Raw genomic sequence first — 22,166 nt, 5'->3', positions numbered from 1 at the left:
CTCCCAAATTCCAAATCTGACGCGCAAACTGGACCAAATGCAAATGGTTCGCAACAACAGGCGGGCGGGTTTATGAGCGTCATTCTGCAGCAGGTGCTGGTGGGGGAGGATCTAGCCAAGGTCCGCGCCGAGCTAGCTGAAACCGGCTGGATTTCCGGCAAGCGTACGGCTGGCGCCGCGGCGCGTGGGGTGAAGGACAATCTTCAGGCCGACGGCGCATCGAGCAAAATTCAGGCGCTGGAGCGCTTCGTCGTCGAGGCGTTGCGCCGGCATCCCTTGTTCGATATTGCCGCCCGCCCGGCGCGGATCACGCGGCTGCTGTTCTCCCGCTACGAGCCAGGCATGACCTATGGCGCACACACGGACGACGCGCTGATGGGGCCGGCGGACGATAAGCTCCGCACTGATCTCGCTTTCACGATCTTCCTGGAGGATCGCAACGCGTATGAGGGCGGCGAACTCGTCACCGAAAGCGCGCTTGGCGATCAGGCGCTTAAGCTCGATGCTGGCGACGCCATTCTTTATCCGGCTACCTCAATTCATTATGTCGCGCCTGTCACCAGCGGCGCGCGCATCGCGGCCGTGGGTTGGATTCAGAGCTTTGTCGCGGACGCGGCGCAACGCGAGACGTTGTTCGATCTCTCTGTTGCGCGCACGCGTTTTGCTGAAGCCGGCGCGCCGCGCGAACAATTGCTGCTGATGGACAAGTCGATCTCGAACCTGCTGCGGATGTGGGCGCGTTAGCGGAAGGGCTGCACGTCGCCGTTGAATGTAACGATCAGATCGTCCGTGCTTTTCGGTCGCGTGAGCGCCGTCCAGGCAAACAGCACGCCGGAGATTAGCGCGATCGGCAGGCCGACGAGCAGAAGCAGCGGCAACACCGAAAGCGACATCGAGAACGTCACCTGTTCGCCTGCGCGCGCGCCGCCAAGCAATTGGCCGAGCGCGAACGGCGAAAGCAGCGCGGTCACGAGCGCGACCAAAACGATGTGCGAGACGACAATGCTGCGCATCTTTGGCGCTTTGCCTATCGCCCAACGCGCGCCGAGCGTGATCAGCGAAAGCCCAAACACGGCAAAGAGCGCCGTCACCGCCAGACGCTGCGAACCGGGGTTTCCATAGAACAGAGCGAGCGGCCAGCTGATGGCCAAAGCCAGCGCGATCGGCGTCCAGAGGAACGCCGGCTTGCGCCAGGTCAGCGGCGGGATGCGCTGCGGTATGGGCGGGCCTTTCATGGCGCTAGCTTAGATGCGAAATTCGCGGCGTCACTGGGGCGCAATCGTGGGGCGACGCGCTTTCCCCAGAAGGCGTCGCGTGCTTTGTGATCGCGCATGGACGCCCGTCAGCACTCGCCCTCGGTTGCGCGCAATCGCGAGCCTATTCTTGCCGTGTTGCAACGTGTCCTGTCGGCCGATGCACGGGTCTTGGAACTAGCTTCCGGCACGGGTAGCACGCCGTGTTCTTCGCTGGGGCGCTGCCGGGCGTGACTTGGCAAACCAGCGATCCTGATCTCGCCGCGCACGCGAGCATCGCCGCCTGGATCGAAGCCGAGGGGGGCGCCAACGTGTTGGCGCCGCGGGCGATCGATGTCTCAGCGGCGGAATGGGGCGTGGAGGGCCCGTTTGATGCGCTCGTGGCGATCAACATGATCCACATCTCGCCTTGGGAGGCGACGCTGGGTTTGATGGCCGGTGCGGGCCGATTGTTGCGGCCGGGCGGCGTGCTCTTCACCTATGGCGCATACAAGCGCGGCGGCGCGCACACCGCGCCATCAAACGAAAGCTTCGACCAATGGCTGAAAGAGCGCGATCCGCGCTTTGGCGTGCGCGATCTGGAGGCGGTTGAGGCCGCCGCGAAAGTCGAAGGGCTCGTGCTGAACGAGGTCATCGAAATGCCTGCCAATAATCTGGCGCTGGTGTTTGCGCGTTAAGCGACCAGTGCGATCATCGACGCGTTGCTGGTTTCAGCGCCGGGCTCACCACCCGCGCTTTCACGCAGCTTTTCCTCGATCATTTTTGCGATCTTATCTTCCATCGCGCGCTTCTCATCCGGCGGCAGCGCGGCGAGGCTTTCCTCGGTTAGCCCGAGCGCTTCAAGGATTTGCTCACGCATACGCTCGATCGGCGACTTCCGCGCTTCTTCGAGGAAGAGCTCTTCCGCTGTCGGCGGCTTCAGCGAGGCGCTATCCTCGAGCGCCGTGGCTTTCGCGTCCTCATCGGCTTGGCCTTGCAGTTGAAGGATGGTCTCTAACGAGAGGCTGAGGCTGGTGTTCGCGGCCGGCAAAATCGTCCCGGACGCGGCAGGACTTGCCGCCTCGATGGGCGCGCCAACTGGCGGCTGAAATGCCTGCTGCTCACCGATTTCCGTTGATCTGCCAAGCGCAAACAGAGCCGAAAGCGAACTCGCGCCAATACTCGCAATGCTCATGCGTCCACGCGTCCCTTAAGTCGGGACGGTGAATGCAAGAGCGATGCCCGGTTGGTTAGCGTGTCGGTGTCGGTGGGTCGGTGCGATAGTCGTAGAAGCCGCGCTGCGTCTTGCGGCCGAGCCAACCAGCTTCGACGTATTTTACGAGCAGCGGGCAGGGGCGGTACTTCGAATCCGCCAAGCCGTCATACAGCACCTGCATGATCGACAGACACGTATCGAGGCCAATGAAGTCCGCCAGTTCGAGCGGGCCCATCGGGTGATTGGCGCCCAGCTTCATCGCCTTATCGATCGCTTCGACCGAGCCCACGCCTTCATACAGCGTGTAGATCGCCTCGTTGATCATCGGCACCAGAACGCGGTTGACGATGAAGGCCGGGAAGTCTTCGGCATTGGCGATCGTCTTGTGCAGGCTTTCGACGAACTTCACCGACGTGTCGTACGTCTCTTGGCTGGTGGCGAGGCCGCGGATGAGCTCGACGAGCTTCATCACCGGCGCCGGGTTCATGAAGTGAATGCCGATGAATTTGTCCGGACGATCCGTGGTCGCGGCGAGGCGCGTGATCGAGATCGAGGACGTGTTCGAAGCAAGGATCGTCGTCGGCTTCAGCGCTGCTTTCAGATCAGCGAAAATTTTGCGCTTGGCTTCGTCTTGCTCGACGATCGATTCAATCACGAGATCAGCCGCGCCCAGATCGGTCAGTTTGCTGGCGCCTTTGATGCGCTTCAACGCCGCGTCTGAATCCGCCTGGGCAATGATGTTGCGATGGACCTGGCGGTTGAGATTGCCGCGGATGGTCTCAACGGCGGCGTCGATCCGTGAGGCGTCCGCGTCGTTCAGCAACACATCATAGCCGGCCAACGCGCACACGTGCGCGATGCCATTGCCCATTTGTCCGGCGCCTACCACGCCCACGGTGCGAATGTCGGTCATCTTGCTCCGGCCATCACGCTTTTCTTCTGCGCGAAACCGACCATTTAGCACGGCCAATGTTGCAGCGCAGCATCTTTTCTACAGGCCGCCAAAAGCGGAAACGCCGCCGCGAAGCAAATCGCGACGGCGCACCCTAGCGGTTGAATCTCTGGCTTTCCAGATGGGCCAAAGGTCGAGATCTAGACGCCCGCTTTGGTCAGCTCGTCCATCAACTCAGGCACAGCGGCCTTGTAGTCAGCGACCAAGCCGTAATCCGCGATCTGGAAGATCGGGGCTTCTTCGTCCTTGTTGATCGCGACGATGACCTTCGAGTCCTTCATGCCGGCGAGGTGTTGGATGGCGCCGGAGATGCCGACGGCCACGTACAATTCGGGCGCGACCACTTTGCCAGTTTGACCGACTTGGTAATCGTTCGGCGCGTAGCCGGCGTCGACCGCGGCGCGCGAGGCGCCGACAGCAGCGCCGAGCTTGTCGGCCAACGGCTCAAGCACGCGGTTGAATTCTTCGCTCGAACCCAGCGCACGGCCGCCCGAGACGACGCGCTTCGCCGACGCGAGCTCCGGACGATCCGACTTCGCCATCTCTTCCGAGACGAACGCCGCCTTGAACGGGCCGCCCGGCGCCGCAACGGTTTCCACCGCCGCGCTGCCGCCTTCGCCCGCCGCTTTGAACGCGGTCGGCTGCACGGTGAGCACCTTCTTCGGCTGCTCGTCCTTCACGGTGACGATGGCGTTGCCGGCATAGATCGGGCGCACGAACGTGTCGGCGCCTTCAACGCCGATGACGCCTGAGACTTGCATCACGTCGAGCTTCGCGGCGACGCGGGGCGCCGCGTTCTTACCCGTCGTCGAGGCGGGGAACAGCACGGCGTCGTAATTCGCCATCAGCGGCACGATAAGCGCTTCGAGCGCTTCAGCCATTTGCTTGGCGAGCGTGGCGCCATCGGCGTGCAGAACCTTGCGCACGCCTTCGATTTTCGCTGCAGCAGCGGCCGCGCCGCCTGCATTCGAGCCGGCAACGAGAACATCCACATCGCCGCCCATCGCTTTCGCGGCGCTGACGACTTTATTGGTCGCGTCCTTCACGGACGCATTGTCGTGCTCAGCAACAACAAGAACGGCCATGTTAGATCACTCCCGCTTCTTTGAGTTTGCCGACGAGTTCGCCAGCCGTTTTCACTTTGATGCCGCCGGCGCGCTTGCCCGGCTCGGCCGTCTTCACAACTTTCAGACGCGGCGTCGTATCGACGCCAAAGTCGGCCGGCGCCTTCACGTCGATCGGCTTCTTCTTAGCCTTCATGATGTTCGGCAGCGACGCGTAGCGCGGTTCATTCAAGCGCAGGTCGGTGGTGATGATCGCCGGCAGTTCGACGTCGATGGTTTGCAGGCCGCCGTCGACTTCGCGCGTCACGGTGGCCTTGCCGCCTTGCAGCACGATCTTCGAGGCGAACGTCGCTTGCGGCCAGCCGAGCAGGGCGGCCAGCATTTGGCCGGTCTGGTTGGCGTCGTCGTCGATGGCTTGCTTGCCGAGGATGACGAGGTCCGGCTTTTCGGCGTCGATCACGCCCTTCAAAATCTTGGCGACGGCCAGCGGCTCAATCTCGCCGTCGGCCTTCACGAGGATGCCGCGGTCGGCGCCGATGGCCAGCGCGTTGCGGATGGTTTCCTGGGCCTGGTCGGGGCCGATCGAGACGGCGATGACTTCGGTCGCAGCGCCCGCTGCGTGCCCGCCGCCACCTTCCTTCATGCGCACGGCCTCTTCGACCGCGATTTCGCAGAATGGGTTGATCGACATCTTGAGATTGGAGAGGTCCACGCCCGAGCCGTCCGGCTTGACGCGAACTTTGAGATTATAGTCGAGCACCCGCTTGACCGGGACGAGCACCTTCATGCTTGAAATCCTTGAGACAATCGCCAGCGCCTTCGCGAGCGCACAATCGCGGCCGGACACTAGCGGCGTAAGAAAACGCTCGTCAATGCGACTGTGTTGACAGAAGGCCGCGTCGGCCGGGCAAGTCGGAGAGGAAACCACATGATGACGCGCAGACCGTTTTTTGCCGGCGCCCTAGCGTCAGGCCTGTTTGCCGCGCCGGCCTGCGCCCAGGAAACGGCGGCGGACTTCGACGGCGAGTGGCGCGGCGCGCTTCAAGCTGGCCCCCAGCGTCTGCGTCTTCGGCTTGTGGTGCGCGACCGCGCCGCCTCGCTCTACAGCCTCGATCAGGGCGGCGATGAAATTCCGGCGGATGACCTGCGTATCGAGGGCGATCGCATCCGCATGCGCTTTCCGTCCATCCGCGGCGCCTATGACGGCCGGTTGCAGGACGGCGCGATCGTTGGCGCATTCACACAAGGGGCGGCGCTGCCGCTGACTTTCGTCCGCGGCGAACCCGCGGCGGCCGAGGCGCCGCCAGCTCTAACGCCGGAGCTGCTGGCGCAGCTGCGACAGCAATCCGGCGCGATCGCGCTTGGCGCTGCGGCGGCGCATCGCGATGGACGTGCGATCTCGCTGGCGCTGGGGGCGCGCGAGCACAGACGGCCGGAGGCTGTGACCGCGGCGGATGTCTGGCACGTGGGTTCGATCACCAAATCGATGACGGCCACGCTCGTGGCGCGCTGTATCGAGGCCGGATTGGTGCGCTGGGACGATAGCGTTGGTGCTATCCTGGGCGGCGCCATCGGCGACATGCGCGCGGAATATCGCGACGCGAATTTCCGGCATCTGCTCAGCCATCGCGCGGGCTTGCAAGGAAATCTGCCGATCACCGATTTCATCCGCTATCGCCGCCACAATGACGATCCGCGTGAGGAACGCGTAGCGTTTGCGCGGCAAGCGTTGCGGCAAGAGCCGGTGGGCCCAAAAGAGCAGAGCTTCGAATATTCCAACAATGGCTATGTGATCGCCGGCGCCATGCTGGAGGCGAAGCTTGGCGCATCGTGGGAGAACCTCATCCGCACGCATGTATTCACGCCACTCGGTATGGACAGCGCCGGCTTTGGCGCGCCGGGGCGGGAAGGCGCGCATGATCAACCGGTGGGCCATTCCGCAGGTTTGCTCGGCGTTCGCGCGCATCCGCCGGGCGCCGACCTGACGGACAACCCCGCAGTGCTCGGGCCCGCGGGCCGCGTCCATGTGGGCTTCGCCGACATGCTCAAATATCTGGCCGCGCATCGTGATCGCAGCGATTTTTTGACCGCTGAAAGTTGGTCGATCCTGCACACGCCACCGTTTGGTGGTGATTATGCGATGGGCTGGATCAAGCGCGGCGATACGCTCTGGCACAATGGCTCGAACACGATCTGGTATGCAGAAGTGCTCGCCGATCCTGCACGCGGCGTTGCGGCTGTCGCCGCTGCAAACGATGGCCGCCCACCCGCTGCGCCGGCCGTGGGCTCAGCGCTTGCGAGTGCAGCGGAGGCCGTCGCTAGCGACTGAGCACGCTTGGCCAGTTGGAATTGGCGCTGCGGATGAAGCCGGGGATGTCGCGTTCCCAGCGGCTTTGGATTTCATCGTTGTAGTTGAGGTAGAGCCGGCCATCGACGATGCGCCAATTGTTCGGATTGCCGGCCGCCGTGTAGCCGTTGGCGACCGCCCAGGCGCAATAGCCGCCATATTGGGGCAGATAGCGCGAAGGGTTGGCCCGGAAGACTGCGAGATGCTCGGCCGAGGCGAAACGGTATTCGTAGCCTTGGTGCGTGAGGCGATGTTCGGTTGAGCCGCGCACAGCGCGTCCATCTGTGAAATACGCTACCGGATCATAGCCGCCGACGGCGAGACGGGAGAGGAGCGCTGTGTGCACTGGCGCTTGGTCGGCGAACGCTGGCGTGGTGATGGAGGCGGTCGCGATCGCGATGGCGAGGAGGAGTTTGCGCATGGCGTGTACTCTCAAGCGTGAGCTGGCGCGCGGCGTGGCGCGGCGGCAGGTGTGGGTGTTGGAACGAAAGCGCGGGCGAGATCGCGCACGAGGCCGATGAGTTCGGCGCGACGGATCATGAGCAGCGCGATCGCGCTGAACCAGATGGTGAGAGCCGCGGCGAACAAGCCGCCGCCGTCATTGTTCGGGTCGATGCCGAGCGGCGTGAAAAGGTGGAAGCTGACTGCGCCGCTCATCACGGCGAAGCCGATCAGAGCGCCGAGCGCGTTGAGGCGGACGAAGCGTGGCAGCAGGCCGACGAGCAGCAGTGTCGACGCCAACAATTCGGCCGAGCCGATGACGTATTGGCTAAAGAGGCCGGTATGACCGAAGAGGCCCGGTGCGCCGAGCGTACCGGCCCAGCCGTCAAGCCGGCCGAAGATTTCTTGCGTGTTGGGGTGATCGGTGAATTTGAAGCGCAGGCTGTCGAGAAACACGACGGCTGCGAACAACGAAATGCCGATCGGCGCATAGCGCTTGATGTGGCTGAGCATGACAATCCCTCGGACCGCCGGCTTCCAGCCGGCATGTGGTCTATGGAGGGAAGGTCGTTTGAAGCTCGTGCGTGGTTACAGCCGCTGGAAGCCGGCGGTCAGAAAGTTGGTTACCAGCGCAAAAACTTGGAGACGATCAGCGCGCCCAGTGCTGCACACACGGCGATCGCCAGTGAATACCAGGTCGTCACGAACGCTACCGAATCCGTTGGGCAATACATCGCGTAGGCCATTGCGCCGATGCCGCCGGAGAGCGCGCCTATCGCAGCGCCCGCCATTGTGAGCCGTGTCGGCGCGAAGGCGCGCATCAACCAAACGAGCAGGATGGCCGTCGGCGCTGCGATCACGGGGATCAGCACCACGCACCACGGGAAGGCCGCGCCGCCCATCCACGCTTCCCAGCGTCGCTCCGGCATTTCGCCCATAAGCGCGATGATCGTCGCCAAGGCGCACAGCGCGAAGAAGATCGCCACCGCGCCCATGCGCCAGCCGAGTGGGCGGCCAGGCCGCATCAATTGCAACGCCAGCGGCAAGATCACGACCGCCGCCGCAGCGGAGAACAACGTCTTCCACATCACCGGCATGCGCGCTGCGCCAATGTCGGGCCGCACGCCCAAGCCAATCGCCACAAGCAGCACGCCAACCACCAAGCCAACCAGCAACGTGATCGCCAGTTTGCGCTTCCAGCGCGGCTTGTCGGCGGGTTCGACGCCGCGCGAGAGCATGTCGATGAGTTGATCGGTCTTCATGACGCGCCTTCCCCGGCCATCAGACGCATGAGCGTCTTCAAGCCGCGATGGATGGAGATTTTGATGTCGGATTCGGTGAGGCCCGTTTCGGTCGCGGCGTCGCGGACGCTTTTCTCTTCGAGCTTCACAAGCTGGATCGCCTTGCGCTGCTTCTCCGGCAATTGACCGAGCAGCACGCCGATGTCGTGCTTAGCGTCCGTCGCCTCATAAACGGGATCGACGTCGCCGACATCGACGCCGTCGAGCGAAGCATGATTGCGGCGGCCGGCGCGGCGGAGGAAATCGATCAGGCGATAGCGCGCGATCGCGTACATCCAGGCTGTCAGCGGGTAGCTCGGGTCGTAGCTGTCGCGGCGGGTGTGCAGCGCCACCAATGTCTCTTGCACCAGATCCTCGGCGTCCTCAGGCCGGCTTCGCAAACGATTGCGGAAGAAGGCGCGCAACAGCGCCGCCGCTTCCGTCAGGAATGCGCGGTGGGCCGCCTCGTCGCCGGCGAGGCCCTTGAGCAACAAGGCTCTGAGTTCGGCTTCGTCCGCCATTCCCTCCAGAGCTTTCTACGATTGGGGGAGCGCCCCGGTTACTGCCGCCGGAACGGCGCTGCAGGGTAAACGCCCAACACTTTGAGCATGGACGAGAAGAAGCTGGCTTCTTCCAGGGCCAGCCGCACGTTGCGGTCTTCGGGGTGGCCTTCCACTTCGGCGAAGAACATTGCCGCCGAGAACGCGCCGCCTTCGATGTAGCTTTCGAGCTTGGTCATCTGAACGCCATTGGTCGCGAAACCGCCGAGTGCTTTGTAAAGGGCGGCCGGCACGTTGCGCACGCGGAAGACGAAGCTTGTCATGCACGGCCCGCTGTCTTGTGCGGCGTCTTGCGGTTCGCGTGCGAACACGAGAAAGCGCGTCGTGTTGTGCGCCGCGTCGGCCATGTCGGCCTTGAGAATCTTTAGGCCGTAGATATCCGCCGCCAACGAAGAGGCGAGCGCGCCGATTTTTGGATCGCCGAGTTCTTTGATCTCGCGCGCCGCGCCTGCGGTGTCCGCCGTCTTGACCGCCTCAACGCCCATCGCACGCAATTGCTTGCGGCATTGGCCAAGCGCTTGAGGATGCGAGCGCACATGCGTGAGGCCTTCAAGCGTCGCGCCTTCAAGCCCCATCAATTGATGCCGGATCGGGACGAAATGTTCGCCGATAATGAACAGTCCCGATTCGGGAATGAGGTGGTGCACGTCAGCGACGCGGCCCGCGACAGAGTTTTCCACCGGGATCATCGCATAGCGCGCCGCACCTTCGCTCACCGCCGCGAACGCGTCTTCAAAGCTCGGGCACGGCAGAGCTTCGAGTTCGGGAAAGGCTTCGTTGGCCGCGATATGGGAATTCGCGCCAGGTTCGCCTTGAAATGAAATGCGGTCGTGGACAACTAGCTTTGACATGACGCGGCGAGCGTTAGCGTAAGCGCCAGGGTTCGGGTAGGGGCGTCGCCTCATGAGTTTCATTGAAAAAGCTGAACTCGCGGTCCTGGAGCAGAACCGGCGCGCTTTGCGTGCGCTTCTGGTGACGCCGAAGGCGCGGGCGAGCGGCTTGGCGAAGGTCGAAGACCTGCACATTCCCGGACCGGCTGGTCAGCTGCGCGCGCGCTATTACGAGGCGGTCGACGCGACGCCTGCACCCATGACGCTCTTCTTCCACGGCGGCGGCTTCGTCACTTGCGATATCGATACGCACGATTCCATTTGCTCGCATCTCGCCAAGGAATCCGCGGGGCGTGTGCTGTCTGTTGATTATCGGCTCGCGCCAGAGACACGTTTTCCTGGGCAGATCGAAGATGCGCGCGCGGCGTGCGCGTGGGCGTTTCAGAATGCGCAGAGCTTTGGCGCAGCGCCCGATAAGCTCGCGCTCGCCGGCGATAGTGCTGGCGCGTATCTCGCCGCCACGATGGCGTTGGAGATTAATCGGATCACACCGGGCGCCGTGCCACTGCAAGTACTGCTCTATCCGTTGATCCACGTGCAGGATTCTCTATGGGCGGAAGAAGAGTTGCGGAATTTCCGTTTCCTCGGCCGCGCCGCCGCGTTCTATATCGCGCGCTTCTTGGGCGCGGAAGCGTTGCCATCCTTGCTAGATGTCGATCTCTCGGCGTCACCGGCGACGATCGTTGCAGGTGGTGGGCCGCTTGATCCGGTGCGCGCGGACGCGAAGGCGTTTGTCGGTAAATTGCGCGAGGCGGGCGTGCGCGTGACCGAGCGCAAATACGCGGCGCTGACGCATGGTGGGCTCAATCTGACGGCATCCTCCAAAACCGCGATCAAGGCGCTGCAAGAAGTTGGCGCATTGATGCGCGAGGGATTGGCGCGCTAAGCTCCCGGCGGGGAGGAAGACGCAGATGCGGATGATGTTGATCGCTGGCGCGCTGACGTTGCTGGCCGCTTGTACGCCAGCGCAAGAGGCGGAGGTCATGTCCGAGGGCTGCGACGCGCGTGGCGTCGGCGTTTGGACTGTGGGCGAAGAGAGTTTGTCCGTCGAAGCCAATACGGTCGGGCCAGATTGCGCGCGCGCTGTCGCGACGTTTGTGATCCGCAACCAAAGCGGCGAGCCGATTTGGGCGGATGCGCGGATATCGTCCGACATCATGACGCTCGCGCCCGCGCACGATCCGGCCGCGATGAACGCGGCGCTTGGCGAATGGACGACGAACAGCTCTACGATGCAGAGTACGTCGGCGCTGCCGGAATGGCCGGTGAACGCGACGGGCCCGGAGAATGGCGAGTTTCCATTCTATCTGAACGATGGCTACACGCGCGAAAGCTACGAAGCGATGCGCACGGCGAATGACCCGATGTTCTGCTACGTGCAGGGCATGGAGAGCTTGAGCTGCGTGATCTACGGCGACGGCGGCATCGAGCAGGTCGGGCTCCAGACGTTTCCTGGCTAACGCTTGGCTAGCACAGCCCGCGCGGCTTCGAGGTCGGGCGGGCTGTCGACGCCTTTGGGGAAATCGCTGATCGCGTCCGCGCGGATGATCATGCCCATTTCGAGCGCGCGGAGTTGTTCGAGCTTTTCGCGCAATTCCAGCGGTGAAGGCGCGGCGACGACGAAGCGCGCCAGCGCATCGCGTCTGTAAACATAGACGCCAACGTGGCGTTCGATCGGACCGTCTCCCCACGGCGCGGCGGCGCGTGTGAAGGCGAGGCAGCGGCCGTCCACGGCGCGGATGGCTTTTACGACGTTTGGATTTTCGCGTTCGCCAGCATCGGTCGATGGCGACACCAAGGTTGCGATATCGGCGCCGTCACGCAGTGCCGCGAGTGCTTTCGCAACATCTTGCGCGCGCATCGTCGGCATGTCGCCTTGCAGGTTTACCGCCACATCGTAGGCGCCGCCTGGATCGAACGCTTGTAGCGCGGCGTGCACGCGGTCTGAGCCTGACGGCAAATCGGGATCAGTCATTGCGACCTCGGCGCCAGCGGCGCGCGCGGCGGCGGCAACTTCCGGTTCCGCCGCTGCAACGAGCACAGGGCCGGCATTCGCGCGCTGCGCCAGCTCGACCATCCAGGCGATCATCGGCCTCCCGTGGATATCGGCCAGCGGTTTGCCGGGCAGGCGGGTGGAGGCCATGCGGGCCGGGATGACGACGACAGACTTCATGCGCTCGGGTATTCCGTGCGGCGGTTCGCCGCGCAAGTGCGCTGGAGGGGCGCCAAGACGCCGCGCCCAGCTTGGCGAGCGCCCCGACGCAGGTCATAACGCCCCGAACTTTTAAGCGATCGGCCATCAGGGCAGGGCAATGAGCGATCTTCGGCTGAATTCGATTTTCGGGGCGGTTCTCGCTTCGGTTCTAGGCGTGATGGTGGTGGGCGTCGGCGCCGACGCGATCGTGCACGCCAATTATCCGGAGAAGGCCGGCTTCCTACCCGAGGTCGTTGAAACGCCCGGCGGCGGCGGCCCCGCCGAACCAGCTGGCCCGCCGGATTTCGGTCGTCTCTTTGCTGACGCTGCGCAGCTGGAAGAATTGATCGCCCGAGGCCAACGCGTCTCAGCGCAGTGCACGTCCTGCCACACGTTCGAAGCGGGCGGCCCGAACCGCATTGGCCCGAACCTCCACGAAGCGTTCGGCCATGCGGTCGCTGCGCACGCCGGCTTTGAATATTCCGAGGGCATGCAGGCGCACGGCGGCACTTGGGATTATCTGGCGCTAGATGATTTCCTGCGTTCGCCGTCCACAGCGGTGCGCGGCACGAAGATGGCCTTTGCGGGCCTTCGTAATGATACCGACCGCGTCGCCATGATCGCCTATCTGCGCTCGATCTCGCCGAACAGCGTGCCGCTGCCGGCGCCGTTGCCGGAAGCTGCGCCGGCCGAGGGCGCACCAGCCGATGGCGCGGCGCCTCCCGCCGAAGGCGCGCCGCCGCCGGCCACGCCGTAACGATTTCAAGATCGACCAAAGAAAACGGCGTCTCGGTCTCCCGAGACGCCGTTCTTGTATCTGCCGTGTCGCTGCCGTTTACGAAGCGACCGCGAGCGCCGGACGAGCTTGAGTTTCGCCTTCGCCCTGCAGGATCGTCGAGCCCAGCATGTCGAGGAAGGCGTCGCCCTTATCGGTGCGCTCCACGAACACGTTGCGGCCGTCCTTCGGATCGCGACGGCGCTGGACGAAGCCCAGACGCGACAGCGTGTCGAGCGCGCGGGTGATCGCCGGCTTGCCGACGTTCAGCGCGGAGGCGAGGCCCCGCACCGTGTGCGGCGCCGGCTGCAGACGCACCGTCATCAGCACCGCGAGTTGGCGGGCCGTGAGATCCGGCGCATCCGAACGAACCGTGGTGACGGTAACCCGACGCCACAGGTCCAAAGCTTCTACTTGGTTCTGACCGAGCTCCATGCCGCTCCCCTTCAATTGAATCGCAAGTGGAAGATTCGCTGATTTGGGGGTCGATGCAAGTCCGCAACCACAACATCTTGTGGGCAAGCCGAAATGGTTAACAACATCTATCCTTCGGAACCCGGAACGAGCCTTAGCGCTCATGGGCTTTAAGGGCGCCGATTTCGCCAGCGCCGATCGAACCAAATCCACTTGCCGCGCGACTTAAAGCGCAGAAGGGCTGTGGGTGTGACGCGAGGTTTAGAACATGCGCTGGACGAGTATCTCGTTCTGCTGGCCCAGGGCGGCTCGCGCGAGGCGGCCGAGCGGCTGGTGGCGCGCTGGTCGCCGAAGCTGCTGGCTTTCGCGGGGCGCACGCTTGGAGCCGTTGAGCCGGCGCGCGATGCGGTGCAGGACACGTGGGAGAGTGCTCTGCGCGGGCTCGCGCGGCTGGACGATCCAGCACGCTTTGCACCATGGCTCTACGCCATCGCCGCACGCAAATGTACGGACGCGCTGCGGGCGAAATATCGCGACAAACGCATTGGCGACGCTGTCGCGGAGCGTTGCGAAACGATCGCGCCGGCAACCGATGATGCGCGCATCGATCTTGTCGCGGCGCTCAAACAGCTTCCGGTGGAGCAGCGTGTCGCCGTCAGTTTGTTTTTCGGTGAGGACATGAGCGTTGCCGACATCGCCGCCATCACCGGTGTTCCGGCCGGTACTGTGAAATCACGTTTGTTCGCCGCGCGCCAAACGCTGCGCAAACATTTTGGAGAAGCGAAATGACCAATCTCGATCAAGCCATCCGCCAGGCTTTGTCGGCGGAGGACGCGGCCTTCTTGGCGCGCTTCGAAAATGAAACGCCGTTCGGCGAAGTGCTGGGCACGTTCCGCGGTCAATGGGGCGCGCTGAACGTGTTCGCGGCAATCGTGACGTTCGCGCTGTTTGGCGTTTTCGTCTGGTGCGCCTGGAACGCGTTCAGCGTCGCGGACTTGCGCGATGTCGTGCTTTGGGTCGGCGGCGCGCTGCTTTCGATGCTCGGTGTTGCGATGCTCAAAATCTATTTCTGGATGGACATGCACAAGAACATGATCCTCCGCGAAGTGAAGCGGCTTGAGCTTCAGGTTGCGCGCTTGTCGGCGCGCGACGCGGTTTAAGCGCCGCCGAAACGGCCCTTGATCACACGCCAGGAGGCGCGCAACGCTTGCGCTTCGCCGCCTGCTGGACGCGACGGCTTTTCCTTGGGCGCCCAGGCGAAGACATCGAAATGCGCCCACGCTGGCGCGCTCACGAATTTGCGCAGGAAGAGTGCGCCGAAGATCGCCCCGGCGAATGCGCCGTCGCCGGTGTTCTTCAGATCGGCGATGCCGGAATCCATGTCGCCGTCATATGCATCCCAAAGCGGCATGCGCCAAATCGGATCGGAGGTTTCGAGCGAGGCTTGCGCGTACTCGGTGGCCAGCGCTTCGTCATTGGCGAAGAAGGGCGGGATATCGGGGCCAAGCGCGGTGCGCGCAGCGCCCGTAAGCGTGGCGAAATCGAGCAACAGCGCAGGCTTATCTTCGCTCGCGCGCGCGAGAGCATCGGCGAGGATCAAGCGACCTTCGGCATCGGTGTTGTCGATCTCGACCGTCAAACCTTTGCGGCTCTTGATCACATCGCCTGGTCGGAAGGCATCCGCCGAAATCGCGTTCTCGACGACGGGCAAGAAGAGATCGAGGCGCACATTCAGTTTCGCCTCCATCACGATCTGCGCCAGCGCGAGCGCGTGGGCGGCGCCGCCCATGTCTTTCTTCATCATGCGCATGCCGGCGGAGGGCTTGATGTCGAGCCCGCCCGTATCGAACGTCACGCCTTTGCCGACGAGCGCCAAGCGGGGCGCACTGATGTCGCCCCACGAGAGGTGCAGCAGACGCGGCGCTTGCGCTGCGGCGCGTCCCACGGCGTGGATCAGCGGATAATTCTGTTCCATCAGCGCGTCGCCGACGATCGCTTCGAAATCCGCGCCGTGGGCTTGCGCGATGGCTTCGGCCGCGGCGTGCAGCGCGTCCGGGCCCATATCGTTGGTGGGTGTGTTGACGAGATCGCGCACCAGCCAAGTCGCCGAAACGATGCGCGCCGCTTCGGCCATGTCGGCGCCGTCCTGCGGCGCGAGGTTGGGTGCGGGGCGCTTGCGCTTCTTGTAGCGATCGAACGCGTAGGCGCCCAAACCCCAAGCGATCGCCACCTGCGTCGGCGCAAATTCGCGCGGGCCGAACGCGATGCGATAATCGCCCGCCGGCAGATGCTGCGCCAGCGCGCCCATGACGTTGACGTTGGCTTTGTCGCCGACGCCAAACAGCACGCGCTCAATCGCGCCGTCCGTGGCCGGCACGAGCAGGATGCGGGCGTTCTGCGCCTGAAAATCGTGCGCGGCGGCGAGCCGGCGCAGGGTTTCCGAGTGGCGCTCGATCCACTGGCTCCATTCGCCGGTGCGGATGGCGTGGATCGGAACGGCGGGGGCGTCTTTGTCGGTCAGGAAGGGCAGGCTGGTCATTTCAAATACCTAGTACGCCGTTAGGCCTTTGTTGAGCATGTCGGGGCAGCGTGTGCGGAATTGTTAGGATTCGCGGCCCATGTCCCGTTTGCCCGCTGCTTTGCTCGCCCTCTCCACGCTCGCCGCCTGCGCCACGACTGGCGACGGCGCTGGCGGCGGCGCAAGTGCAGCGCTGACCGCCGATACGCCGCGTGTGGATCGCGAGGCGCGCCAGCGTATCGCCCGTGAAGATATGCTGACGCAAATGGCGTTCTGGGCGGCTGAGTATCAGACCTTCCCGAACGACATCGAAGCGGCGCAACGGTTTTCAGAAGCGCTGCGCAAGGGCGGGCGTATCGACCGCGCTGTGCAAATGTCGGCGGAAGCGCTCGGCCGCTTTCCTGAGGATCCCCAATTGCTCACAACGTACGGCCTGGCGCAGATCGCCAGCGGCCGGCCGCAGGAGGCGTTGCGTCCGCTTGCTCTCGTGGCGCGGGCGGACCCGCAGAATTGGCGCGTACGTTCGGCGCTGGGCGCAGCACTCGATCAGCTCGGCCGTTACACCGAAGCGCGGCGCGCCTACCAGGAAGCGCTGGCGATCCAGCCCAATGATCCGCGCGTGCTGACGAATATGGGCGTGTCGCACCTTATGGCGGGTGAGCCGGAAAATGCTGAGCCGATCCTACGCCAAGCGATCGCGCTGCCGAATGCGCCGGCCGAAGCGCGCCAAAATCTGGCGATCTCGCTTGCGCTGCAAGGCCGGTTCGACGAGGCGGAACAAATTGAACGGATCGACCTGCCGCCGGCGCAAGCCGCGGCGAATATTCAATATCTGCGCGGTTTGCTGAGTGATCCGCGTCGCTGGGGCGATCTCGGCCGCGGCGGCTAACGCCCCAAAAACACCGAAGCCTGCCGTGTTCTGCAGAACGTGATCGCAAAAACCGCGGTTACGCTCTCTCCCAAATTCGAGCGCGCATCGATCGCGCCGTGAGGGAGAAGCGCATGAAGGGCTATGACGCGGCGACAGCCGTGCTGGGCGACGACGTATCCGTCACGCTGCATCCGTTTGGTTTGCCGGCCTTCATCGAGCCGCGTCGTGAGGTGCTGCGCACCGATCTCGCCGCCGCACTCGATTGGGTGACGACGCGGCGCAAGGAACTCGATGCGCTGCAGGTGATCGTTGGCGCGATCGTGCTGCGTGGGTTACCATTTCCGGACACCAACGCGTTCAATGCGCTGGTCGAGCTCTTTCCGTCGACGGCGTTCGACTATGCGGGCGGGGCGACGCCACGCGCCGCTGTGGCGGGCAAAGTGTTTGAAGCGACGCGTGCGCCGCCGGACATGAAGATCGTGCTGCACCAGGAAATGGCGTACCTGCCGCATTTCCCGAAGCGCCTGGCGTTCTTCTGCCAAGTCGCGCCGCATACGGGCGGGGAGACGATCATCGCCGACATGCGCAAGTTCGATCGTGCGCTCAATCCGAACTTCCGCGACCGGGTGCGTGAACGCGGCGTGCTCTACACGCGCAATTTCCGCACACCTGACGTGAGCACAGGCGACGCAGCACTCGACGCAGTGCATCGGCCTTGGACGGACGCGTTTTCAACGACCGATCCCGCCGTGGCGCAGGCGGCGTGCGAGGATATGGGGCTCGAGGTCGAATGGTGCGCCGATGGCAGCATGACGACGCGCTATCGCGGCGAGGGCGTGCGCAAGCATCCGGTCACGGGCGAGGAGATTTGGTTCAACCAACTCGCGCAGCAACATTTCTGGTCGCCGAAAAATCTGGGGCCCGAGCGCTCGGCGATGTTCCAGCGCATCTATGGCGGCAAGCCGAAGCCCTATGAAGCGTGCTACGGCGACGGCGAGCCTGTCGATCCGGACGATATCGATTCCGTTTTCCCGATCTATGATTCACTCACCGTCGCGTTTCCGTGGCGTGCGGGCGATGTGATGTTGCTCGACAATTTCTTCGTCGCGCACGGCCGCAACCCGTACCAAGGCGATCGCAACGTCCAAGTCGCGTTGATGAATTAGGAGCGGCGCGATGTCGGCGACGATCCATTCGATCAGGGAAAGCGTGAGTGCGGCCGAATGGGGCGTGCGCTGCGACCTTGCAGCTTGCTATCAGCTCACGGCGCTGTTCGGCTGGGACGATTTGATCGCCACGCACATCTCAGCGCGCGTGCCGGGCACGGAGGATTTTCTCATCAACCCGATGGGGCTGATGTTCGATGAAATCACCGCGTCCAATCTGGTGAAGATCAATGCGGAGGGCGAAATCTTGTCGCCCACGCCGCACGCGATCAATCCAGCGGGCTTCGTCATCCATAGCGCGATCCATTTGGCGCGACCCGACGCGGGCTGCGTGATGCATTTGCATACACGCGACGGCATCGCTGTTTCTGCGATCGCGCAGGGGCTTATGCCGCTCAATCAAGGCGCTTTAAGCGTGATCCACGATCTGGCGTACCACGATTACGAGGGCGTGGCGCTTGAGCTGGATGAGCGGGAACGGTTACAGCGTGATCTTGGCGACAAATCACTCATGCTGCTGCGCAATCACGGCACGCTTTCAGTGGGCGGCACGGTCGCCGAGGCGTTTGTGAAAATGTATCTGCTGGAGCAGGCGTGTCAGATCCAAGTGCGCACGCTCTCGATGGCGCAGGGGCTGCACCTGCCGTCGGCGGACGCGCAGGACAAGGTCTTCGAGCAGACAGGTGAGGGCAAGCTTGGGCCGTTGATGCGTGAGTTCTTCTGGCCGGCGCTCACGCGCAAGCTCGACCGGATGGGCGTTCGCTACAAAGAGTAAGGCCTATTGGCCGTTCATCATCTGCGAGACTTGGATGATGGCCGGGCCAATGATCACGGCGAACAGCACGGGCAGGAAAAACACGATCATCGGCACCGTCAGCTTCGGCGGCAGCGACGCGGCTTTCTTCTCCGCTTCGGCCAAGCGCATTTCGCGATTTTCCTTGGCCATCACGCGCAGCGCTTGGCCCACGGGCGTGCCGTATTTCTCGGCTTGCGTCAGCGCCATAGCGACAGCTTTGACGCCGGGGTGATCAGTGCGGCGCGCGAGATTTTCGTACGCCATACGGCGCTCGGGCAAATAGGAGAGCTCTGCCGTCGTCAGCGCAAACTCTTCCGCGAGTTCGACCGAGGCCGGCGCAATTTCCTGACCGACGCGCTGCAGACCCATTTCCACGGACATGCCGCTTTCGACGCAGATCAGCAGCATGTCCAGACTGTCCGGAAACGCTTCCATGATCTTGCTGCGACGAGTCTCGGCGAGGTTCTTAAGATAGAGGCCCGGCGCATAGAAGCCGGCCGCCACCGCGCCGACGACAATCGCCAGCTTCATTTGAAATTGGTGATGGCCGCCAAGAATGAACACGTAGGCCAAGGCGGCGACGGCAAAGCCAATCGGCAGCGCTGCGCGATAGAAATAGAACATCGTCTGCGCGGCTTGGCCGCGAAGGCCAGCGCGGATGAGCTTTTCCGAAAGCGTTTCGTCGGCCAGCGCCTTTTGCAGATCGAATTTGTCGACCAGGCCTTTGGCGAATTGGTTGGCGCCTTTGTGCTGCAAACCTCCGCGCGCGAGATCGGCGCGGCTCTTCTTGCGCAATTCTTCGCGCTTCTTGGCGACTTCCTTCAAGCGCGAGTCGAGCTTGTTGCCGCTTAACATCGGCGAGGCGAGCGTCATCACCGTCGCGAAACATGCGCCGGCGGCGAGGAAGGCCGCGATGTTGGTGGGGTCGGTGAGGGTCTTGACGATATCCATTGCCAAGGCCTCAGAATTTGAAGTTGACCATCTTGTGCATGATGAAGATGCCCAGCGACATCATGGTCGCCGCACCCATCAGCACGAGGTGGCCCGCTGGTTCGTTGAAGAGGATCATGATGTAGGAGGGGCGCGTGAAATACACGAGCGCCATGACGATAACCGGCAGCGAGCCGATAATCATGGCCGACGCATTGGCTTCCGCCGAGAGCGCCTTCACCTTTTCCTTCATCAGCTTACGTGAGCGCAGCACCGTCGAGAGGTTGCCCAGCGATTCCGAAAGGTTGCCGCCGGTTTTTTGCTGGATGACGAGCACAATCGAAAAGAAGTTCACTTCGGGCAGCGGCATGTTTTCGTACATACGCTGCATGCCGACATCGAGCGGCACGCCCATGGCTTGGCCATCGACCAGGGCTTGGAACTCGCTCTTCAACGGCTCAGGGCTTTCCGCGGAAATGATGCGCAAGCATTGATTGAGCGGCAGGCCCGATTTCACACCGCGCACGATCACGTCGATGGCGTCGGCCAGCTGGTTCGCGAAAATCTTCTGGCGCTTGCCGACCATGACGCCCAGCGCCCAGCGTGGCAGGCCGAGAAAGCCAATGAAGAAGCCCAAAGCTGCGCCGAGCGGGCCCTTGATGAAGAAGCCGATAGCGGCGAGCACGACGCCGACCACGGCCGAGATGATCCAGAACACGCTTGGCGTGATGCTGAGACCAGCTTGCGCGATCAGGCCTTTCACCGAGTGGCGCCGCTTGCGCGATTGCTTCTCGTTGGCCGAGAGCTCCTTCAACGCTTCTTGTGTGGATTGACGGCGCTTCAGTGCCGCAGAATCCGCCGATTGCTTGCTCTTGTTCGCGGTGCGCGCATTCGCGACGGCCTTGACGCGCTTGGAACCCATGGCCGGCTGATTGGCGCCGCCGGTGAATGCGAGGCCAATGCCGCCAATCGCGACGAACGCCAAGACGGCGGCGATCAGCGTCGGATCCATCAAGCGTTCTCCGTCTCGTCGAGAGCTTGCGCCAATTCTTTCTCAAGACCGAAATAGCGCGCGCGCTCCCAAAAGCGCGGACGGCCGACGCCCGTGCCTTTGTGGCGACCAATTATGCGGCCGTTCTGGTCTTCGCCTTGAATTTCGTAGAGCAGCAAATCTTGTGTGATGATGGTGTCGCCTTCAAGGCCGAGCACTTCGGTGATCTGCGTGATCCGACGCGAGCCGTCGCGCAGACGTTGCGCTTGGATGACGACATCGACAGCGGCGACGATGATTTCGCGAATGGTTTTCGCCGGCAGCGAGAAGCCGCCCATCGTGATCATGGATTCAAGACGGGAAAGCGCTTCGCGCGGCGTGTTGGCGTGCAGCGTGCCCATCGAGCCGTCGTGGCCGGTGTTCATGGCCTGAAGCAAATCGAACGCTTCAGGGCCGCGGACTTCGCCGACGATGATGCGTTCAGGGCGCATACGCAGGCAGTTCTTGACCAGATCGCGCATCGTGACCGCGCCTGAACCTTCCAGGTTTGGCGGTCGCGTTTCGAGACGCACCACATGCGGCTGTTGCAGCTGCAATTCCGCGGCGTCTTCGCAGGTGATGACGCGTTCGGTCGGATCGATGAAGGCGGTCAGCGTGTTGAGCAAAGTCGTCTTGCCCGAGCCGGTACCGCCGGAGATCAGCACATTGCATCGGCATGCGCCGATAATCTGCAGGATTTTTGCGCCGGCCGGCGAGATCGAGCCGAACTCAACGAGGTTGCTGAGCTTCAGCTTGTCTTTTTTGAATTTCCGGATGGTGAGGGTTGCGCCATCGATCGCAAGCGGCGGCGCGATAACGTTGACACGTGAGCCGTCCGGCAAGCGCGCGTCGCAGATCGGTGAGCTTTCATCCACGCGGCGGCCAACTTGGCTCACGATGCGTTGGCAGATGTTCATCAGCTGGCCGTTGTCACGGAAGCGGATGCCGGTCTTGGAAATCTTGCCGTTGACTTCGATGAACACGGCGTTGGCGCCGTTGACCATGATGTCGGCGATATCGTCGCGCGCGAGCAACGGCTCCAGCGGGCCGTAGCCCAACACGTCGTTGCAGATGTCATCGAGCAGGGCTTCCTGCTCGGAGATCGACATAACGACGTTCTTGATCGAGATGATTTCCGCAACGATGTCGCGGATTTCGTCGCGCGACGATTCTGGATCGAGCTGCGCGAGTTGCGTCAGATCGATGGTTTCGATCAGCGCGTTGAAAATTGTCGATTTGACGCGGTAATACGCCTCGGAACGATATTCTGGGCCGTCAGCAGGTTCGGGCGCGGGCGGCGGCGGCGGCGAGCGCGTCGGTGCGCTGGCGGCAGGCGCGGAAGGGCGTGGCGCGGGCGCTGCAGCCGGACGCGGCGCTGGGGCCACGGCTGGACGTGCAGCTGCAGGCGCTGCTGCTGGTCGCGGCGCAGCAGAAGCTGGCGCCATCGGCTGAGCGCTCGGCGTTCCGTCCTGGCTACGCTTTCCGAACAT

At 63.3% G+C, this 22,166-nt stretch carries 26 protein-coding genes and 1 pseudogene; 11 read left to right on the top strand and 16 right to left on the bottom strand.

Annotated features, from left to right (window positions below; translation table 11 throughout):
- Positions 1-72 precede the first annotated feature (72 nt).
- Positions 73-744: a Fe2+-dependent dioxygenase gene (locus EPJ54_RS07785; protein WP_135211073.1), complete on the top strand. Its 672-nt coding sequence runs from the start codon at positions 73-75 to the stop codon at positions 742-744.
- Here the strand turns inward: EPJ54_RS07785 and EPJ54_RS07780 are convergent.
- Positions 741-1,235, bottom strand: coding sequence for a hypothetical protein (locus EPJ54_RS07780; RefSeq protein WP_135211072.1), 495 nt, complete (start codon positions 1,233-1,235; stop codon positions 741-743). The genes EPJ54_RS07785 and EPJ54_RS07780 overlap by 4 nt on opposite strands.
- Positions 1,236-1,331: 96 nt before the next feature.
- On the opposite strand from EPJ54_RS07780, the pseudogene EPJ54_RS07775 reads away from it, so the two are divergent.
- Positions 1,332-1,930, top strand: a pseudogene (locus EPJ54_RS07775) (DUF938 domain-containing protein).
- Here EPJ54_RS07775 and EPJ54_RS07770 read toward each other — a convergent pair.
- From EPJ54_RS07770 to EPJ54_RS07755, 4 genes are all read right to left on the bottom strand, one after another.
- Complete coding sequence (locus EPJ54_RS07770) at positions 1,927-2,427, bottom strand: hypothetical protein (protein WP_135211071.1); 501 nt, start codon at positions 2,425-2,427, stop codon at positions 1,927-1,929. The pseudogene EPJ54_RS07775 and the gene EPJ54_RS07770 sit on opposite strands and share 4 nt — an antisense overlap.
- A 55-nt stretch (positions 2,428-2,482) precedes the next feature.
- A complete protein-coding gene (locus EPJ54_RS07765; RefSeq protein ID WP_135211070.1) occupies positions 2,483-3,361 on the bottom strand; it encodes a 3-hydroxybutyryl-CoA dehydrogenase in 879 nt (292 codons plus the stop codon).
- 179 nt (positions 3,362-3,540) lie between these two features.
- On the bottom strand, positions 3,541-4,485 hold the full coding sequence (locus tag EPJ54_RS07760; protein WP_135211069.1) for an electron transfer flavoprotein subunit alpha/FixB family protein: 945 nt from the start codon (positions 4,483-4,485) through the stop codon (positions 3,541-3,543).
- A 1-nt stretch (position 4,486) separates the two neighbouring features.
- Entirely contained in the window at positions 4,487-5,251 is a 765-nt protein-coding gene (locus EPJ54_RS07755) for an electron transfer flavoprotein subunit beta/FixA family protein (protein WP_135211068.1), read from the bottom strand.
- 141 nt (positions 5,252-5,392) lie between these two features.
- Here EPJ54_RS07755 and EPJ54_RS07750 point away from each other — a divergent pair, with 141 nt between their 5' ends.
- Positions 5,393-6,793: a serine hydrolase domain-containing protein gene (locus EPJ54_RS07750; RefSeq protein WP_135211067.1), complete on the top strand. Its 1,401-nt coding sequence runs from the start codon at positions 5,393-5,395 to the stop codon at positions 6,791-6,793.
- Here the strand turns inward: EPJ54_RS07750 and EPJ54_RS07745 are convergent.
- From EPJ54_RS07745 to EPJ54_RS07725, 5 genes are all read right to left on the bottom strand, one after another.
- Positions 6,783-7,232: a YHS domain-containing (seleno)protein gene (locus tag EPJ54_RS07745; protein ID WP_135211066.1), complete on the bottom strand. Its 450-nt coding sequence runs from the start codon at positions 7,230-7,232 to the stop codon at positions 6,783-6,785. The genes EPJ54_RS07750 and EPJ54_RS07745 overlap by 11 nt on opposite strands.
- An 11-nt stretch (positions 7,233-7,243) precedes the next feature.
- Positions 7,244-7,765, bottom strand: coding sequence for a hypothetical protein (locus tag EPJ54_RS07740; RefSeq protein WP_135211065.1), 522 nt, complete (start codon positions 7,763-7,765; stop codon positions 7,244-7,246).
- Positions 7,766-7,875: 110 nt separating this feature from the next.
- The gene (locus EPJ54_RS07735; protein ID WP_135211064.1) at positions 7,876-8,514 is read right to left on the bottom strand and encodes an NrsF family protein; all 639 of its coding nucleotides are present in this window, start codon (positions 8,512-8,514) and stop codon (positions 7,876-7,878) included.
- Positions 8,511-9,053 (bottom strand): sigma-70 family RNA polymerase sigma factor, encoded by a 543-nt coding sequence (locus EPJ54_RS07730; RefSeq protein ID WP_135211063.1) that lies wholly within the window; start codon positions 9,051-9,053, stop codon positions 8,511-8,513. The genes EPJ54_RS07735 and EPJ54_RS07730 overlap by 4 nt, the downstream gene beginning before the upstream one ends.
- Before the next feature lie 38 nt (positions 9,054-9,091).
- On the bottom strand, positions 9,092-9,943 hold the full coding sequence (locus EPJ54_RS07725; RefSeq protein ID WP_135211062.1) for a prephenate dehydratase: 852 nt from the start codon (positions 9,941-9,943) through the stop codon (positions 9,092-9,094).
- Between the two features lie 52 nt (positions 9,944-9,995).
- Here EPJ54_RS07725 and EPJ54_RS07720 point away from each other — a divergent pair, with 52 nt between their 5' ends.
- A complete protein-coding gene (locus EPJ54_RS07720) occupies positions 9,996-10,868 on the top strand; it encodes an alpha/beta hydrolase (protein ID WP_135211061.1) in 873 nt (290 codons plus the stop codon).
- 25 nt (positions 10,869-10,893) lie between these two features.
- Positions 10,894-11,442 (top strand): hypothetical protein, encoded by a 549-nt coding sequence (locus EPJ54_RS07715; RefSeq protein WP_135211060.1) that lies wholly within the window; start codon positions 10,894-10,896, stop codon positions 11,440-11,442.
- On the opposite strand, the gene EPJ54_RS07710 is transcribed toward EPJ54_RS07715, so the two are convergent.
- A complete protein-coding gene (locus EPJ54_RS07710; protein WP_135211059.1) occupies positions 11,439-12,155 on the bottom strand; it encodes a 3-deoxy-manno-octulosonate cytidylyltransferase in 717 nt (238 codons plus the stop codon). The genes EPJ54_RS07715 and EPJ54_RS07710 overlap by 4 nt on opposite strands.
- Positions 12,156-12,294: 139 nt before the next feature.
- On the opposite strand from EPJ54_RS07710, the gene EPJ54_RS07705 reads away from it, so the two are divergent.
- Complete coding sequence (locus EPJ54_RS07705) at positions 12,295-12,933, top strand: c-type cytochrome (protein ID WP_135211058.1); 639 nt, start codon at positions 12,295-12,297, stop codon at positions 12,931-12,933.
- A 78-nt stretch (positions 12,934-13,011) separates the two neighbouring features.
- Here the strand turns inward: EPJ54_RS07705 and EPJ54_RS07700 are convergent, their stop codons facing one another.
- Positions 13,012-13,386 carry a MarR family transcriptional regulator gene (locus EPJ54_RS07700; RefSeq protein ID WP_135211057.1) on the bottom strand — a complete coding sequence of 125 codons (375 nt, stop codon included), beginning with the start codon at positions 13,384-13,386 and terminating at the stop codon, positions 13,012-13,014.
- A gap of 228 nt (positions 13,387-13,614) precedes the next feature.
- Here EPJ54_RS07700 and EPJ54_RS07695 point away from each other — a divergent pair, with 228 nt between their 5' ends.
- Positions 13,615-14,154 carry an RNA polymerase sigma factor gene (locus EPJ54_RS07695; protein ID WP_167755623.1) on the top strand — a complete coding sequence of 180 codons (540 nt, stop codon included), beginning with the start codon at positions 13,615-13,617 and terminating at the stop codon, positions 14,152-14,154.
- A complete protein-coding gene (locus tag EPJ54_RS07690; protein WP_135211055.1) occupies positions 14,151-14,525 on the top strand; it encodes a DUF6768 family protein in 375 nt (124 codons plus the stop codon). The genes EPJ54_RS07695 and EPJ54_RS07690 overlap by 4 nt, the downstream gene beginning before the upstream one ends.
- On the opposite strand, the gene EPJ54_RS07685 is transcribed toward EPJ54_RS07690, so the two are convergent.
- Entirely contained in the window at positions 14,522-15,904 is a 1,383-nt protein-coding gene (locus EPJ54_RS07685; protein WP_135211054.1) for a leucyl aminopeptidase family protein, read from the bottom strand. The two genes, EPJ54_RS07690 and EPJ54_RS07685, sit on opposite strands and share 4 nt — an antisense overlap.
- Before the next feature lie 79 nt (positions 15,905-15,983).
- On the opposite strand from EPJ54_RS07685, the gene EPJ54_RS07680 reads away from it, so the two are divergent.
- The 3 genes from EPJ54_RS07680 (at position 15,984) to EPJ54_RS07670 (ending at position 18,695) form a co-directional block, all read left to right on the top strand.
- Positions 15,984-16,772, top strand: a complete 789-nt coding sequence (locus tag EPJ54_RS07680) for a tetratricopeptide repeat protein (RefSeq protein WP_135211053.1) — start codon at positions 15,984-15,986, stop codon at positions 16,770-16,772.
- Between the two features lie 113 nt (positions 16,773-16,885).
- The gene (locus EPJ54_RS07675; RefSeq protein WP_135211052.1) at positions 16,886-17,920 is read left to right on the top strand and encodes a TauD/TfdA family dioxygenase; all 1,035 of its coding nucleotides are present in this window, start codon (positions 16,886-16,888) and stop codon (positions 17,918-17,920) included.
- A gap of 10 nt (positions 17,921-17,930) precedes the next feature.
- Positions 17,931-18,695 (top strand): class II aldolase/adducin family protein, encoded by a 765-nt coding sequence (locus EPJ54_RS07670; RefSeq protein WP_135211051.1) that lies wholly within the window; start codon positions 17,931-17,933, stop codon positions 18,693-18,695.
- Positions 18,696-18,698: 3 nt separating this feature from the next.
- Here EPJ54_RS07670 and EPJ54_RS07665 read toward each other — a convergent pair whose 3' ends face one another.
- From EPJ54_RS07665 to EPJ54_RS07655, 3 genes are read right to left on the bottom strand one after another with little or no spacing between them, the layout of a single operon-like run.
- Complete coding sequence (locus tag EPJ54_RS07665; protein WP_239590796.1) at positions 18,699-19,667, bottom strand: type II secretion system F family protein; 969 nt, start codon at positions 19,665-19,667, stop codon at positions 18,699-18,701.
- Positions 19,668-19,677: 10 nt separating this feature from the next.
- Positions 19,678-20,658: a type II secretion system F family protein gene (locus tag EPJ54_RS07660; RefSeq protein WP_135211050.1), complete on the bottom strand. Its 981-nt coding sequence runs from the start codon at positions 20,656-20,658 to the stop codon at positions 19,678-19,680.
- Entirely contained in the window at positions 20,658-22,166 is a 1,509-nt protein-coding gene (locus EPJ54_RS07655; RefSeq protein WP_135211049.1) for a TadA family conjugal transfer-associated ATPase, read from the bottom strand. Before EPJ54_RS07655 ends, EPJ54_RS07660 begins: the two co-directional genes overlap by 1 nt.

This window comes from Vitreimonas flagellata, assembly GCF_004634425.1.
Lineage (GTDB): Bacteria > Pseudomonadota > Alphaproteobacteria > Caulobacterales > Aquidulcibacteraceae > Vitreimonas > Vitreimonas flagellata.
Note: the sequence above shows the minus strand (reverse complement) of the source record. Positions and strands in the feature narration are given on the sequence as shown.

Bases quoted from the DNA above. Each gene is read 5' to 3' on its own strand.
- EPJ54_RS07785 (WP_135211073.1), top strand. From the start codon at position 73: ATGAGCGTCATTCTGCAGCAGGTGCTGGTGGGGGAGGATCTAGCCAAG.
- EPJ54_RS07780 (WP_135211072.1), bottom strand. From the start codon at position 1,235: ATGAAAGGCCCGCCCATACCGCAGCGCATCCCGCCGCTGACCTGGCGC.
- EPJ54_RS07770 (WP_135211071.1), bottom strand. From the start codon at position 2,427: ATGAGCATTGCGAGTATTGGCGCGAGTTCGCTTTCGGCTCTGTTTGCG.
- EPJ54_RS07765 (WP_135211070.1), bottom strand. From the start codon at position 3,361: ATGACCGACATTCGCACCGTGGGCGTGGTAGGCGCCGGACAAATGGGC.
- EPJ54_RS07760 (WP_135211069.1), bottom strand. From the start codon at position 4,485: ATGGCCGTTCTTGTTGTTGCTGAGCACGACAATGCGTCCGTGAAGGAC.
- EPJ54_RS07755 (WP_135211068.1), bottom strand. From the start codon at position 5,251: ATGAAGGTGCTCGTCCCGGTCAAGCGGGTGCTCGACTATAATCTCAAA.
- EPJ54_RS07750 (WP_135211067.1), top strand. From the start codon at position 5,393: ATGATGACGCGCAGACCGTTTTTTGCCGGCGCCCTAGCGTCAGGCCTG.
- EPJ54_RS07745 (WP_135211066.1), bottom strand. From the start codon at position 7,232: ATGCGCAAACTCCTCCTCGCCATCGCGATCGCGACCGCCTCCATCACC.
- EPJ54_RS07740 (WP_135211065.1), bottom strand. From the start codon at position 7,765: ATGCTCAGCCACATCAAGCGCTATGCGCCGATCGGCATTTCGTTGTTC.
- EPJ54_RS07735 (WP_135211064.1), bottom strand. From the start codon at position 8,514: ATGAAGACCGATCAACTCATCGACATGCTCTCGCGCGGCGTCGAACCC.
- EPJ54_RS07730 (WP_135211063.1), bottom strand. From the start codon at position 9,053: ATGGCGGACGAAGCCGAACTCAGAGCCTTGTTGCTCAAGGGCCTCGCC.
- EPJ54_RS07725 (WP_135211062.1), bottom strand. From the start codon at position 9,943: ATGTCAAAGCTAGTTGTCCACGACCGCATTTCATTTCAAGGCGAACCT.
- EPJ54_RS07720 (WP_135211061.1), top strand. From the start codon at position 9,996: ATGAGTTTCATTGAAAAAGCTGAACTCGCGGTCCTGGAGCAGAACCGG.
- EPJ54_RS07715 (WP_135211060.1), top strand. From the start codon at position 10,894: ATGCGGATGATGTTGATCGCTGGCGCGCTGACGTTGCTGGCCGCTTGT.
- EPJ54_RS07710 (WP_135211059.1), bottom strand. From the start codon at position 12,155: ATGAAGTCTGTCGTCGTCATCCCGGCCCGCATGGCCTCCACCCGCCTG.
- EPJ54_RS07705 (WP_135211058.1), top strand. From the start codon at position 12,295: ATGAGCGATCTTCGGCTGAATTCGATTTTCGGGGCGGTTCTCGCTTCG.
- EPJ54_RS07700 (WP_135211057.1), bottom strand. From the start codon at position 13,386: ATGGAGCTCGGTCAGAACCAAGTAGAAGCTTTGGACCTGTGGCGTCGG.
- EPJ54_RS07690 (WP_135211055.1), top strand. From the start codon at position 14,151: ATGACCAATCTCGATCAAGCCATCCGCCAGGCTTTGTCGGCGGAGGAC.
- EPJ54_RS07685 (WP_135211054.1), bottom strand. From the start codon at position 15,904: ATGACCAGCCTGCCCTTCCTGACCGACAAAGACGCCCCCGCCGTTCCG.
- EPJ54_RS07680 (WP_135211053.1), top strand. From the start codon at position 15,984: ATGTCCCGTTTGCCCGCTGCTTTGCTCGCCCTCTCCACGCTCGCCGCC.
- EPJ54_RS07675 (WP_135211052.1), top strand. From the start codon at position 16,886: ATGAAGGGCTATGACGCGGCGACAGCCGTGCTGGGCGACGACGTATCC.
- EPJ54_RS07670 (WP_135211051.1), top strand. From the start codon at position 17,931: ATGTCGGCGACGATCCATTCGATCAGGGAAAGCGTGAGTGCGGCCGAA.
- EPJ54_RS07665 (WP_239590796.1), bottom strand. From the start codon at position 19,667: ATGGATATCGTCAAGACCCTCACCGACCCCACCAACATCGCGGCCTTC.
- EPJ54_RS07660 (WP_135211050.1), bottom strand. From the start codon at position 20,658: ATGGATCCGACGCTGATCGCCGCCGTCTTGGCGTTCGTCGCGATTGGC.
- EPJ54_RS07655 (WP_135211049.1), bottom strand. From the start codon at position 22,166: ATGTTCGGAAAGCGTAGCCAGGACGGAACGCCGAGCGCTCAGCCGATG.